This window comes from Alkalibacillus haloalkaliphilus C5 (assembly GCF_000269905.1).
GTDB lineage: Bacteria > Bacillota > Bacilli > Bacillales > Alkalibacillaceae > Alkalibacillus > Alkalibacillus haloalkaliphilus_A.
In genome coordinates this window covers 1-14,389 of record NZ_AKIF01000067.1, presented here as the reverse complement: position 1 = coordinate 14,389, position 14,389 = coordinate 1, and the positions used below count along the sequence as shown (strand labels likewise).

14 protein-coding genes and 1 pseudogene are annotated in these 14,389 nt (G+C 36.8%); 13 read left to right on the top strand and 2 right to left on the bottom strand.

Features of this window, described 5'->3' with window-relative positions; translation table 11 throughout:
- The 8 genes from A194_RS17925 to A194_RS17920 all read left to right on the top strand — a co-directional run.
- Positions 1-633 (top strand): cysteine desulfurase family protein (locus tag A194_RS17925; protein WP_017186445.1); only part of this gene is annotated, 633 nt, incomplete at its 5' end.
- Positions 634-637: 4 nt separating this feature from the next.
- Positions 638-1,840 (top strand): tRNA uracil 4-sulfurtransferase ThiI, encoded by a 1,203-nt coding sequence (thiI, locus tag A194_RS0108615; RefSeq protein WP_017186444.1) that lies wholly within the window; start codon positions 638-640, stop codon positions 1,838-1,840.
- A 78-nt stretch (positions 1,841-1,918) separates the two neighbouring features.
- Positions 1,919-2,107 carry an alpha/beta-type small acid-soluble spore protein gene (locus tag A194_RS0108610; RefSeq protein ID WP_017186443.1) on the top strand — a complete coding sequence of 63 codons (189 nt, stop codon included), beginning with the start codon at positions 1,919-1,921 and terminating at the stop codon, positions 2,105-2,107.
- Positions 2,108-2,279: 172 nt separating this feature from the next.
- On the top strand, positions 2,280-3,881 hold the full coding sequence (locus A194_RS0108605) for an amidohydrolase (RefSeq protein ID WP_017186442.1): 1,602 nt from the start codon (positions 2,280-2,282) through the stop codon (positions 3,879-3,881).
- Between the two features lie 131 nt (positions 3,882-4,012).
- Complete coding sequence (locus A194_RS0108600; protein ID WP_017186441.1) at positions 4,013-4,672, top strand: DUF2953 domain-containing protein; 660 nt, start codon at positions 4,013-4,015, stop codon at positions 4,670-4,672.
- Entirely contained in the window at positions 4,650-5,081 is a 432-nt protein-coding gene (ytfJ, locus tag A194_RS0108595) for a GerW family sporulation protein (RefSeq protein ID WP_017186440.1), read from the top strand. Before A194_RS0108600 ends, ytfJ begins: the two co-directional genes overlap by 23 nt.
- A 74-nt stretch (positions 5,082-5,155) precedes the next feature.
- Positions 5,156-6,136: a class I SAM-dependent methyltransferase gene (locus A194_RS0108590; protein ID WP_017186439.1), complete on the top strand. Its 981-nt coding sequence runs from the start codon at positions 5,156-5,158 to the stop codon at positions 6,134-6,136.
- 176 nt (positions 6,137-6,312) lie between these two features.
- Positions 6,313-6,960: an EcsC family protein gene (locus A194_RS17920; RefSeq protein ID WP_017186438.1), complete on the top strand. Its 648-nt coding sequence runs from the start codon at positions 6,313-6,315 to the stop codon at positions 6,958-6,960.
- Positions 6,961-6,994: 34 nt separating this feature from the next.
- Here the strand turns inward: A194_RS17920 and A194_RS0108580 are convergent, their stop codons facing one another.
- The gene (locus tag A194_RS0108580; RefSeq protein WP_017186437.1) at positions 6,995-7,444 is read right to left on the bottom strand and encodes a universal stress protein; all 450 of its coding nucleotides are present in this window, start codon (positions 7,442-7,444) and stop codon (positions 6,995-6,997) included.
- 155 nt (positions 7,445-7,599) lie between these two features.
- On the opposite strand from A194_RS0108580, the pseudogene A194_RS17915 reads away from it, so the two are divergent.
- The 4 genes and pseudogenes from A194_RS17915 (at position 7,600) to A194_RS0108560 (ending at position 12,426) form a co-directional block, all read left to right on the top strand.
- Positions 7,600-8,357: pseudogene (locus A194_RS17915) on the top strand (SDR family oxidoreductase).
- Between the two features lie 83 nt (positions 8,358-8,440).
- Entirely contained in the window at positions 8,441-9,553 is a 1,113-nt protein-coding gene (gene ald / locus A194_RS0108570) for an alanine dehydrogenase (protein WP_017186435.1), read from the top strand.
- Positions 9,554-9,716: 163 nt separating this feature from the next.
- The gene (locus A194_RS0108565; RefSeq protein ID WP_017186434.1) at positions 9,717-11,021 is read left to right on the top strand and encodes an aspartate aminotransferase family protein; all 1,305 of its coding nucleotides are present in this window, start codon (positions 9,717-9,719) and stop codon (positions 11,019-11,021) included.
- Positions 11,022-11,034: 13 nt separating this feature from the next.
- The gene (locus tag A194_RS0108560; RefSeq protein ID WP_017186433.1) at positions 11,035-12,426 is read left to right on the top strand and encodes a YjiH family protein; all 1,392 of its coding nucleotides are present in this window, start codon (positions 11,035-11,037) and stop codon (positions 12,424-12,426) included.
- 39 nt (positions 12,427-12,465) lie between these two features.
- On the opposite strand, the gene A194_RS0108555 is transcribed toward A194_RS0108560, so the two are convergent.
- A complete protein-coding gene (locus A194_RS0108555) occupies positions 12,466-13,560 on the bottom strand; it encodes a M24 family metallopeptidase (protein WP_017186432.1) in 1,095 nt (364 codons plus the stop codon).
- A gap of 119 nt (positions 13,561-13,679) precedes the next feature.
- Between A194_RS0108555 and A194_RS0108550 the strand changes: the two genes are divergently transcribed.
- Positions 13,680-14,360 (top strand): metal-dependent hydrolase, encoded by a 681-nt coding sequence (locus A194_RS0108550; RefSeq protein ID WP_017186431.1) that lies wholly within the window; start codon positions 13,680-13,682, stop codon positions 14,358-14,360.
- Positions 14,361-14,389 lie beyond the last annotated feature (29 nt).

The window sequence follows — 14,389 nt, the reverse complement described above, 5'->3', positions numbered from 1 at the left end:
ACTGTGTTATTTCACGTTGACCATGTTCAAGGTTTTGGCAAAATCACAATTCCTTATGATCATAAAGGAATTGATTTAATCACAATTTCAGGTCATAAAATTCATGGACTTAAAGGATCTGCGTGCTTAATTAAAAAACAACATATCAACTTAACACCATTACAACATGGTGGCTTACAAGAAAATCGTGTTCGACCTGGGACAGAAAATGTAGCTAATGCGGTTTCCTTAGCTAAGGCGGTCCGTTTAGCATTGGAAGAACAAAAAAACTATCATCAACTTCAAGAATTAAATCAAACTATAAGAGAAGAGCTTAAGCGGTATCTTCAAGTTACAATTAATTCTCCACAAAACGGAGCACATCATATTTTAAACTTTTCTGTTCAAAACTTTAAACCAGAAGTGTTGATCCATGCTTTTAGTGATGAAGGAGTAGTGGTTTCAACGAAGTCAGCTTGTTCTTCCCGTCAAAATGAAGCAAGCCATGTATTAAAAGCATGTGGGAAAACAGATGACGATGCTTCAGCAGCAGTTAGAGTAAGCATGAATGTTCATCAAAGCCAAGATGATATTAATGCCTTTATTTCTGCTTTCAAAAAGATTATGTCAAAGTATGAAAAAATAATGGGGTAATAATATGAAATACGATCACATTTTAATTAGATACGGTGAACTAGCATTAAAAGGAAAGAATCAAAAGTTTTTTATCAATACACTACGTTCTAACGTTCAAAGGGCTTTAAAAGACTATCCAGATTTATCAATTAAAGGTAAACGAGACCACATGTACATTTTGTTAGATGGGCGTGATCCTGACCCAATAGTTGATAAATGTAAAGATATATTTGGAATTCAATCATTTAGCCTTGCTATGAAGGTAGAAAATGATGAAGAAAAAATAAAAGAAGCTGCTTTGGAAGCTTTGAGGTTAGAAGATGGTCAAACATTTAAGATTACTTGTAAGAGACCGAATAAAAATTTCCCGGTTCGTTCTCAAGAAATGAATCAAATTTTAGGTGGGCATCTATTGAGAAACACAGAGGAATGGACAGTAAATGTCCGTGAACCTGATGTTGAAATAAGAGTGGAAATCCGTCATGATGCCACTTATATTACTGCTCGCAATATTCCTGGTAAAGGTGGTTTACCTGTAGGTTCTACTGGTAAATCGTTATTATTAATGTCAGGTGGAATCGATAGCCCTGTAGCAGGTTATTTAACAATGAAACGTGGTGTGAAGATTGAAGCAATTCATTTTCATTCACCGCCATTCACATCTGAACGCGCTAAACAAAAAGTAGAAGATTTAGCTCAAACGTTAACTAAATTTGGTGGAGAAGTGAAATTACACTTAGTTCCATTCACTGAAGTACAACAAAAAATCTTTAAAGAGGCACCTGACAACTATGGTATGACTATTATGAGGCGTCTTATGTTACGTATAAGTGAACAAATTGCTCAAAAAGAAGAAATTTTATCACTGACAACAGGAGAAAGCTTGGGCCAAGTTGCCAGCCAAACGATGGAAAGTATGCATACAATCAATGAAGTAACGAATTATCCTATTATTAGACCGTTAGTTGCTATGGATAAATCGGATATAATCGATATATCAAAAGAAATTGAAACGTATGAGATCTCGATCCGACCATATGAAGATTGTTGTACAATTTTTGTACCTAAACAACCTAAAACGAGACCTAAACGCGAAAAAGTAAATCAATTTGAAGCCCCAATTGATTTTACTGACGATATAGCAAAAGCTGTTGAAGGAACAGAAACGGTTGTGTTTAGTCCATCGAAGCCAAGTCATGAAAGTGAATTTGACGAGTTATTATAAACTTGTAAAACTTCCATGATTTGCATTGTATGAATCACCCCTAGTTATCTCAAAATAGGTAACGAGGAGGTGAAAGAAATGGCTAACAACAACTCTAACAACTTAGTAGTACCAGGTGTACAAGCTGCATTAGACCAAATGAAAACTGAGATCGCTCAAGAATTTGGTGTACAACTAGGTCCAGATTCTACATCTCGTTCTAACGGTTCTGTAGGTGGCGAGATTACAAAGCGTTTAGTACAACAAGCGCAACAGCAAATGCACTAAGTAGAAAACAATAAATAGTGAATTGAAGCTTTATAACATTCTAATCAGTTGTAAAAACGATGATCACAACTTTTAGATTTAAAAAGTGTATGTTTTTACAGCCGGTATAGAATGGTGGAGGGGGCAGTCAATCAAGCTGCCCTTTTCATATGTCTAAATGGGAGGGTTTAATATGGGGAAAATTTGGTTTGGTGGTACAATCTATACTATGAATCGTGAAGGGGAAACTGTAGAAGCGATCTATGAAGTTGATGGAAAAATCGCCGATATGGGCTCTGTTGATCAATTAATGGACAAGTATAACGAAGATGTTACAGAGAAAGTATTATTTGATGGTGTTATGCTGCCTGGATTCATAGACAGTCATTTACATATTATAGGCCATGGTGAACGTTTAATTCGATTAGATATTACATATGCTCAATCAAGAGAAGAACTAATAAATAAAGTCGAGGAATGTTCCCATTCATTAGCCAACAATAAATGGTTGATTGCAGAAGGGTTCAATGAAAACAATTGGGAAGAGCCAGAAGTGATTCATCGTGACGAATTAGACGCTATTTGTCCAAATCAACCAGTCATTTTAACACGTGTTTGCCGTCATGCAATAGTAGCTAATAGTAAAGCAATGGAGCTTGCAGGAATAGATGAACTGACCGAAGAACCTGTAGGTGGTGTTATTGAAAAGGATGACCGAGGACGATTGACAGGCTATTTTCATGACCAAGCTCAAGAATTGTTAAAAGAAGCAATGCCTGAACCAGACCAAGCGTATTTGGAGCGTGCAATAAATGCCTCGATTGATGACTTATTATCATATGGTTTAGTCAGCGGTCATAGCGAAGACTTGAGCTATTATGGCGGGTATAAAAAAACAGTACAGGCTTTTCAAAATACAATTGAAAAGGATCAGCGTTTCCGTGCCCATTTACTAGTTCACCATGAGATCGTAGAGGATTATGTTAAAGACCAAGGTAAAGGTCATACTACTGATGATTGGTTAGAATTTGGGGCTATGAAGTTGTTTGTTGATGGAGCATTAGGAGGAAGGACAGCACTTCTTTCCCAAGCTTATCATGATGATCCATCAACAAATGGTGTAGCGATTCATTCTGATGAAGAATTAGAGAGACTGATCCAACAAGCAAGAAGTTATGACATGGCTGTAGCTGTTCATGTTATAGGAGATTTGGCAACAGAGAAAGTGTTAAATGCAATTGAAGCTAATCCTCCTATACAAGGTTTAAAAGATCGAATTATTCACGCACAAATAATGCGTTCAGATCTTATTGAACGTATGAAACAGCTACCAATTATTATTGATATTCAGCCAACATTTGTATCCTCTGATTTCCCATGGGCTATTGAAAGAGTCGGTTACTCATTGATCAAAACTTCGTATCCTTGGAAAACTTACTTAGAAGAAGGGATATTATGTGCTGGTGGTTCTGATGCACCTATTGAAGAAGTAAATCCGATCAACGGAATTGCTGCATCAGTTAACCGTCGTTCAATGTTCGATGGTAATGTATACTTAGAAGATGAGTCTTTGTCTGTTTACGAGGCGATTAAACTTTATACTGTGAATCCAGCCAAAGTAATTAATAAAGATCATGTTCAAGGCAAGGTTAGTCCAGGGCATTTTGCAGATTTCGTTGTGTTAGACAAAGATCCATTTGAAGTTGAGAAGTCGAAGCTTGATGAAATAAAAGTACATAAAACTATTGTCAATGGTAGAGTAGTTTATGACAATCAAACGGTAGATATAAAGTAGAGTTAAGTTTTAACCCTTTTAGCTGTAAATGCTAAAAGGGTTTTTTAATGAAATAAGGTCGCTATTTTCATTTTATATGTATAATTTACCAATTTAAGCTGAATATATAAGCAGAAGGTAGGTGAATTTTGTTGGTTATTGTCGGGGGTATACTAGCCATTATTATAATCACGATCATTTTTATTATGTTTAGCAAAGTAACGGTTGAATTGATGGCTACATATGCGAATAAACAGAAGGACATCTTTATTACTGTAAAATGGATGAACATAAAAGTGTTTCGCCGTTCTATACCTGTTATAGATCTTAAAAGTGATTTATCTGTTGATATTGTAGAAAAAGATGAGATGTTGAATCATGAAGTCCCAGATAAAGAGAAACATTACACCCCTCAATACATGGAAGAACAATATCACATAATACAAAAAGTGGTCGATACAACAAGAGATGTTATACCACATGTGTTAAATGTTGTTCGAGCCTTCAGATTACACCACTTTAAGTGGGTGAGTGAATTAGGTGTTAAAGCAGCTAATCAAACGGCTGTACTAGTTGGGACAGCTTATTCATTAAAAAGTATGGGATGCCATTGGATGGTTGTTTTAATGCAAAGTGACTATAATCCTGAATTTGAAGTTAGACCAAATTACCAAAAACCGTCCCTTCAGTCCGAACTGGAATGCATATTATCAATCAGAATCGGCCAAATTATGCGTAATGCGTTATCTATAGCGTGGCACTATCAAAAATTAAAGAGGTGGAATGGAAATGAGCGAGCATCCAATTCATAATATGATGGAAACAGCAATGGAAAACTTAAAAGAAATGATTGATGTCAATACAATCATTGGAGATCCAATTGAAACACCAGACAAATCTGCGGTTATTTTGACCGTCTCTAAAGTCGGTTTCGGTTTTGCTTCTGGTGGTAGTGAATTTAATAACCCAGGAGGAAACCAGGAAGATTCATCAAATTCTAATATGCCTTACGGTGGAGGTGCTGGCGGTGGTGTGTCTATTACACCAATTGCTTTCTTAATTGTCAGATCACACGATGTGAAAATGGTGCATTTAGATGAAGGGACTCATATTGTTGAGAAATTAATCGACTTAGCCCCTCAAGCAGTTGAAAAAATCCAACATATGGTCCAGCAGAATAAACATACAAACCATTATGGTACGACAAATACGCCCGACTAAAACGCTTAAACTATCATAGTCCCAACAAGTTTGCTAAAATAAATAATGTATAAAAAAGTGACGGAGGGACTTTGATGGAGCAACAATTAAATGAGTTGTTCAATTGGTTAGATGAAACAAGTACAATCATTGAGCAGGAAGAAAACACACCATATATCGAAGCGTTAATAGCGAGTAGTAATTTATTATTTGAACAACAGGTCCCTGAAGACCTTGAACCGAATTATCAAAAGCAGTTAACAGATAAGGTTAATCAATTCCAATTTAATCAGTATGATCGTGAAGCAAGACGTAAAGCGATGCAGCTTGCTATTTTGAAAGGGATGAAAGGTGCTACTCAACAGCATCACTATATTACCCCTGATACAATTGGCGTATTTGTTGGTTATCTTATTAATAAGTTTTTAGAAGGGGAGCAGTCATATCGTTTATTTGACCCAGCATGTGGTTCGAGTAATTTATTACTGACTATTTTAAACCAACAAGAACACTTAACTGTAGATACTTATGGAAGTGAAGTTGACCCTACCTTAATTCGCTTAGCTTTTAATAATACGAATTTACAAGAACGTGAAATTGAGTACTTCCATCAAGACAGCTTAAAGCCGATTCTTTTAGAGCCAGTCGATGTTGTGGCATCTGATTTACCCGTTGGCTACTATCCTGATGATGAAGCGGCTAGTTCTTACGAGTTAAAAGCAGAAGAAGGACATTCCTATGCACATCATTTATTTATAGAACAAAGTATTAAATATACTAAAGAAGGAGGGTACTTATTTTTTGTTGTACCTAGCTTTCTTTTTGAAAGTGAACAGAAAGAACAGCTACAAGCTTTCTTAAAAGATCAAGTTCACATTGTTGGTGTGTTAGAATTGCCGAAAACGATGTTCAAAGATGAAAAGTTTTCAAGAAGCATATTAGTATTACAAAAGAAGGGTGAAGGTACAAGAGATCCGAAAAAAGTCATGTTAGCACAACTACCTTCTTTTAAAGATGTTCATGCAACGAACAATGTCATTAAACAAATCGATCAGTGGTTTAAGAATGACCGATAAAGGAGCCGTGTTTTAATGGGAGAGGAACGCGTCTTAAAGGAGATCGAACGTTGGGAACGTGAAGTGTCTTCTTATGTATCAAATGATTTTGAGAAAGTGTATGAGCTGTGGGTACAAGATCAGTTTAATAAGCTACCAAAACCGGTCCAACGTAAGTTTTTTGAAAGTATTGATCAATGCTTTTGTATACGTATACGTTTTTACAAGGGACAAATGCACAAGCTGAAGCTTACAACCGTATTCTACAAGTCGCCAGAACATATGATGAAGATATTCAACAAATTGAAGATCTAAAAAAGTTATCAATTGAAAAGTTAACATACTTAGCTGATCAACAAGTTGCTCGTAATCGTGTATATTCATTTGTTCAAGGTGGAGCAACTGGAGCTGGTGGCTGGCTATTGCTTGGTGTCGATTTACCAATGATGATCGGGTTAAATTTGAGAACAGTACAACTTGTAGGAACAAGTTACGGGTATAACATGCATAACCCTATTGAGATGGTAGTAGCTCTTAAAGTGTTACATGCAGGTGCTTTACCTAAACGACTTCAGTATGAGGCTTGGGAAGAGTTAAAAGAAGATGTTGAGCAATATGATCGATTAATGTCACAAGAAAAACAACTCACGAACACGACTTGGATTGAGCAACCATTAAGAAATATATTTAAGACAATTGCGATTTTAATGTTCCGCAAAAAGTTATTCCAAGGTGTTCCGTTAATTAGTGTTGGGGTTGGCGCAACGGTTAATTATAAAACGGCTAAAAATGTAAGTGACTTTGCCAAAAGATTTTACCAATATCGAGCTATTCAGGAACGTTAGGATAAGAAATTGGGGGTATCTCACCCCCAATTTTTTATTTAGAATCTTCTGGGCGAATAACTAACACATCAACTTTTGAGTACCGAGTAATGTGTTCGGAGACACTGCCAATAAAGAATCGTTCAACGGTGTTCATTCCTGTAGCACCACAAATAATTAAATCGGCATTGTGTCGTGGAGCAACTTCTTTAGCAATTTTGACTTTTGGAGAACCGTGTTCAAGGTCAGTCACCACATTTTCAACGCCAGCTTCTTCTGCTCGCATTTGATAAGTTCGTAAAAGTTCAAGAGCATCATTTTGCACACGGTCAGAAACGCTTCGGTCATACGCTTCGATCGTAGAGTATACTCGGGTGTCAACTACGTGAGAAATAATGAGTTTGGCATGATTTCTTTTGGCAATGTCGATTGCTTTTAAGAAAGCATATTCAGACGCTTTAGACCCATCTACCGCAATGACAATGTCATGATATTCAAATGCCATCAAGACACCTCCTTGTCTAATTAATTGTATTGTACCATCATTATCTGAATATTCATACTAATATTAATATAGACTTTAAAGTTGTTTCGTTCATTTTCCAAAATAATCATGGTAAAATAAATAAGGTAGGTCAAAGAATGATTGGAGGCCTTTAAATGAGACATGCAATTGTAACGGCAGGAACAAAAGGCTTAGGCAAAAAAATGACAGAAGCTTTATTAACAAAAGGTTATAGTGTAACAGCTACATATAGAAGTGACCGAGAAAAAGCTGAAGCATTATTAGATGAATTTGAAGAGTATCAATATCGTCTACATATTGTTCAGTTAGATACGATGGACGTATCATCAATTAATAAAGCAGTAGATCAAGCATACGAAAAGTTTGGACGTGTGGATTGTTTAATTAGTAATGCTGGACCGTATATATTTGAGCGAAAAAACTGTTTGATTATACAGAGCATGAGTGGAATGAGATGGTGAGGGGGAACCTCGATGCTTCATTTTATTTATTGAAGCGTTGTTTACCGATTATGAGAAAACAACAGTATGGTAGAATCGTCTTCTTAGGATTCCAAGGTGTTGACCATAGTTCTGGTTGGATTTATCGATCGGCTTTTGCATCAGCCAAAGTTGGACTAGCTTCGCTAATGAAGACAGTAGCATTAGAGGAAGCGGAGAATAGAATTACCGCGAACATGGTCGCTCCAGGTAAAATCGTCGATGAATTGAAGGAAGCAGATATTGTAAATGCTAGAGATATTACTGACACAGAAACACCGATTGGAAGGCCTGGTACAGGTGAAGATATCGCAAGGGTTGTATCTCATTTAAGTGATGAAGACTCTGATATGATCACAGGTACAGTCGTTGAAGTGACCGGGGGCCTAGATGTGATTCACCGTCATTTGTAAATTTAGTTTCCACTTTTTATATATCATGTTATAGTTAAAGCGGTTACATAAATTATATAACTTTTAGCATAGGAGGATTAATTATGAAAATAGGTGTACCAAAGGAGATAAAAAATAATGAGAACCGTGTTGCCTTAACTCCTGCTGGTGTTATGTCCCTAATAAAAGCTGGGCATGAACTTTATGTTGAAACAAATGCAGGAGAAGGATCGAACTTCACGGATGAACAATATAAGGAAGCTGGAGCGACTATAGTTTCGACTGCTAAGGAAGCATGGGAACAGCAAATGGTTATGAAAGTTAAAGAACCGCTACCTGAGGAGTATGATTACTTCTATGAAGGTCAAATTTTATTTACATACCTTCACCTTGCTGCAGAACCTGAGTTAACTAAAGCTCTAACTGAGAAGAAAGTAATTGGTATTGCTTATGAGACAGTTGAATCTGCTCAAGGCACGTTGCCGTTATTAACGCCTATGAGTGAAGTAGCTGGACGAATGGCTTCACAAATTGGTGCTCAATTCTTAGAAAAATCACGCGGTGGTAAAGGTATTTTATTAGGCGGAATTCCTGGTGTTACACGAGGTAAGGTTACAATTATTGGTGGTGGCGTAGTCGGGACTAACGCAGCTAAGATTGCAGTCGGTTTAGGTGCTGACGTCACAATAATTGACCTAAGTCCAGAGCGTATGCGTGAACTTGATGATATTTTTGGTAAACAAATTAAAACAGTTATGTCTAACCCATTAAATATTGAAGAGCATGTGAGAGAGTCTGATCTGTTAATTGGTGCTGTTTTAATTCCAGGGGCTAAAGCACCAAAACTTGTAACAGATGAAATGATTCAACAGATGAACCCCGGTTCAGTCGTTGTTGATGTAGCAATTGACCAAGGTGGAATTGTCGAAACAAGTGACCGTATTACAACGCATGATAATCCAACTTATGAAAAACACGGTGTGCTCCATTACGCTGTTGCTAACATGCCAGGTGCAGTTCCTAGAACGTCAACAATTGGTTTAACAAATGTAACAGTACCTTATGCTTTACAATTGGCTAATAAAGGGTACAAGCAAGCTGTTTTAGATAATGCAAGCTTATCTAAAGGTGTAAATACACTTGATGGATATGTGACATACAAAGCTGTAGCTGATGCACATGAATTAGACTATAAAGATCTAAACGACTTACTATAAAGTGAAATTTTTGTACAAAGTGACCTCATTAATGAGGTCACTTTTTTTATATTTATAAACTTTCTTTTAACAAACTATAAAAATTTATTACATCCCATTGAATTTTTATGCATAAATATGTATTATTATAAATTATCGAAAGAGAAAGTATAGGAGGATCTAAATGCATCAAGACCAAAGTTGGGTTAAGTTAACAGAGTCAATCGGGGATTACTTAGCACCAGGGATGGCTAAAGACCATCCAAACCTTCCAGTTGAAAAGGCTGAAGGGTGCTATTATTTCGGAATAGATGGAAAGAAATATTTAGATTTTACTTCAGGAATTGCCGTTGAAAATGTTGGGCACAGGCATCCTAAAGTCGTTCAAGCAATAAAAGATTCAGCAGATCATTTAGTTCATGGGCCATCGGGTGTCATTATATATGAGCCAATTCTTAAACTAGCAGAACAATTACAATCCGTACTACCTGAACCACTAGATAATTTCTTCTTTGGAAACAGTGGGACCGAAGCAATTGAAGGTGCTATAAAGTTAGCGAAACATGCAACAGAACGTCCTTATGTCATATCGTTTACAGGGTGCTTTCACGGTCGTACAGTAGGTGCTTTAAGTGTCTCAACTTCTAATAGCAAGTACCGTAAGTTTCTACAACCATCGTGGTTAACGTATCAGTTACCATATGCAGATCCAAGTAATTGTCCTGTTGGTGAAGATCCAGATGTTTATTTTGCCAATCAACTAGAAGAAGCGGCTGAAAGCTTATTCAATCACCAAGTTGAAGCAGAAGAAGTAGCTTGCATGATTGTTGAACCTGTACTAGGTGAAGGTGGGTATGTCATTCCACCAAAAGGTTGGTTACAAAAAATGAGAGAAATTTGTGACCGACATGGGATTTTACTTATCTTTGATGAAGTGCAAACAGGTTTTGGACGAACAGGTGAATGGTTTGCAGCTCAGACGTTTGGAGTAACACCAGATATCATGGCAATTGCTAAAGGAATAGCTGCAGGCATGCCGTTAAGTGCTACAGTTGCTTCTAAAGAATTAATGTCTAAGTGGCCATTAGGCTCTCATGCGACAACATTTGGTGGTAATCCAATTGCTTGTGCTGCATCAATTGCTTCACTAAATGTTATTAAAGAAGAGAATTTAATAGAGAACACGAAAGACGTCGGTCAATATGCATTTGAGCGGTTACAAAAGTTAGCTGAAAAGCATGGTGTCATTAAGGACGTCCGTGGCGTCGGATTAATGATCGGGATTGAAATGCAATCTCTAGGAGAACAAGAAGTAGGCGATCTTGTTATGGATATATTAAATAGTTGTTTACAAAAAGGTGTCCTATATTACTTGTGTGGCCAAAAGGGGCAAGTAATCCGTATGATTCCGCCGTTAGTGGTAACGAAAGAAGAAATTAATTTTGGACTTAATGTATTAGACGAAGTGTTGACTGAATTAACGAAATAAGGGGAGAAGTTTTATGGGGGAATTACAACAAACGTATGATGTTGATGAGAATATTAAAGGGTCTAATTCATTAAAAATAAAGCTGACCTTTCTTATACCATCGTTAATCGGTGTTTTACTATTTTTAGTACCGATTTCTGTTGACGGACAGTACACCATTGGGATCGGACTATTAGCAGACTATTTATTAGAGACATTTAGTGATCATATGCCCTACTTTGTTGTTGGGCTTTTAGGGGCATCCTTTATCTTGTCGTTATTAGCTACACTTATGAAGGTAGAATTTATAGAGAAGAACGACTTTTTAACTAACTTGTTCAAAGTAACATCAATCGGTCTACTTGTAAGAGGGTTTGGTTTTTTAGTTGGTTTGTTAACAATTATGGCTTGGGGTCCGACAATTATTAGTTCACCCGGTACTGGCGGCGTTGTACTTTATGATTTAGCCCCTGTCTTATTAACATGGTTTTTATTTGCAGGTTTGTTTTTGCCATTATTAATGCAATTTGGATTAATGGAATTTATCGGTTCATTATTAAATAAAGTGATGCGTCCGTTATTTACTTTACCAGGCCGTTCATCAATCGACAGTATGGCTTCTTGGATGGGAGCCGGTCCAGTAGGTGTATTAGTGACATCGAAACAATTTGATGAAGGGTATTATAACCGTAGGGAAGCAGCTGTAATTGCGACCACATTTTCAGTAGCTTCGATCGCCTTTAGTTTAGTAATTGCAAACGTCATTGGAGTCGGTCATTTTTTTATACCTTTCTATTTAACAGTTGTAGCTGCTAGTTTAGTTGCGGCAATGATTATGCCTAGAATTCCGCCACTATCAAGAAAGGAAAACACTTATAGAGAAGAGGTCGGGAAGCAAATTAATGATGCAAGTCCCGAAGGTGTTTCAGCACTAAAATGGGGTTGGATTCAAGCGATACAAAAAGCTAGCCAAGCTAAAGGATTCATTCACCAATTGAAAAGTGGTTTAAAGACTGTAGCGGATATTTGGTTTGGGTTAATTCCTTTAGTCATGAGTTTGGGTGTAATAGCACTTATACTAGTAGAATTCACACCCATTTTTAATATTTTATCGTATCCATTAGTTCCTTTGTTGGAGTTGTTGAGAATACCGGAAGCAAGTGCAGCAGCTCCAGCAATGCTCGTCGGTTTTGCGGATATGTTTTTACCAGCTGTAGTCGGTAGTAGTATCGAAAGTGAGCTAACACGATTTGTTATTGGTGCATTATCAGTTGCTCAAATAATATATATGTCTGAAATTGGTGTATTAATTTTAAAATCTAATATCCCAGTTAAATTACACGAACTATTTATTATTTTCTTGCAGCGTACGTTAATTACATTACCAACCATTGCGATCATTGCACACTTAATAATATTCACTTAAATAAAGCCCCTTTCCAAATGGAAAGGGGCTTTAAGTTTATTAAACTTTTTGTAGTGTCTTTGGGAATTGCGTTAGCGTTTTTGGACCGTTCTCTGTCATTAATACATCATCTTCAATGCGAACGCCCCCGACTCCCGGAACGTAAATACCAGGTTCAATGGTAAAAGCCATTCCAGGTTTCAATGGATCTTCGTTATTTGAAGCCATCGATGGAAATTCATGAACATCAATTCCAATTCCATGGCCAATTCGGTGAGTAAAGTATTCGCCGTAACCAGCGTCTTCAATTACACTTCGTGCAGCACGATCAATTTTCCCTAACGGTGTGTTCACTTCACAAACATCAAGTGCGTTTTGTTGTGCAGCAAGAACGGTGTTATAAACTTTTTCTTGTTCTTCATTAACTTCACCAACAGCCACTGTACGTGTAATATCCGAGCAATACCCTTTATAAACAACACCTAAGTCCATTAAAACAAAGTCTCCGTCCTCTATTGGTTTCGTACTTGGTGTCCCGTGTGGAGCAGCTGTTTTAGCACCTGAAAGAACTAATGTTGAAAAGGACATGTGGCGAATACCTTTTTCTTTAAGGGCATACTCAACTTCTGCGATAATTTCTAGTTCAGTTTTTCCTGACTTTATATGTTTAACGGCTGTTTCAATTCCGAAATCAGCGAAGCGTGCAGCTTCTTGTAAAATCTCAACTTCGTCGTCATCTTTAATGACTCGCAGCTCATTTAAAAGTCGTTGACCGTATTGAATATCTTCGTTTTTTGTTAGATTTTGAAGTTGTTGAAAACGTTCAACGTTTAAGTTCTCCTCTTCAATTGCTAGATTTCTTGGTAAACCACCTGAGTGGGATAACCATTTCTCGAATTTTTCCCATGGGTTTTCATGGTCGAAGTATGTGATGATTTCGCTTGTCCATCCAGCATTTTTTATATCTTCCAATTCTAAAGCAGGAGCAATAATTGTCTTTCTGCCTTGTACGTCTATGTATAAAGCAATTAAACGTTCATGTGCTTCAGCGTACAGATTACTAAAGTAAAAGACATTGGCTTTTGATGTAATGAAAATACTTTCTAAGTTATTATTTTGTAAGCTTTCAATTAACTGTTTGATTCTTTTATCCATTTAATTCACCTCTAAAATTTTTTGTCTTTATGTGTTATCTTAACGGATAAAGGGAAATAAATGAATGATGGCGAAGTAATTAATTAAGAAAAATTTAAAAATTCAGGAGGTTGATTGTGATGAAAGTATCTTTTCACGGTCATTCAGTAGTTAAAGTTGAAACGCTCAACCACACAATTTTAATCGATCCATTTATTTCTGGTAATGATAACTGTGACTTACAGGCAGAAGGTTTGAAAGCTGACGTGATTTTATTAACTCACGGGCATAACGACCATGTTGGTGACACAGAAAAGATCGCTAAAGACAATGACGCATTAGTTGTTGCCCCATTTGAGCTGGCAACTTATTTAGGAAATAAAGGCTTAAATACTCATCCAATGCACATTGGTGGCGGCCATAATTTTGAATTTGGACATGTTAAGTTAACTCAAGCATTTCATGGTTCAGCATACACAGAAGCTGACGGAACGATTGTTTATACAGGAATGCCTGCTGGTCTTCTGTTAACAGTGGAAGGAAAAACAATTTATCATGCTGGTGATACAGCATTGTTCTCTGATATGAAATTAATTGGAGACTTAAATGAGATTAATTTAGCCTTTTTACCAATTGGTGATAATTTCACAATGGGACCTAAAGATGCGAAGTTAGCGGCTGAATGGATTAAGGCTGATCGAGTTGTACCGATGCATTATGATACGTTCCCATTAATTGAACAAGATGGAGAAGCTTTTGCTAACTCTTTACAATCAGGTGTAGGTCATGCAATGAAACCTGGAGATGAGATTGACTTATAGGTTTTTTTATGAGGCTGAGACTGCCAAGG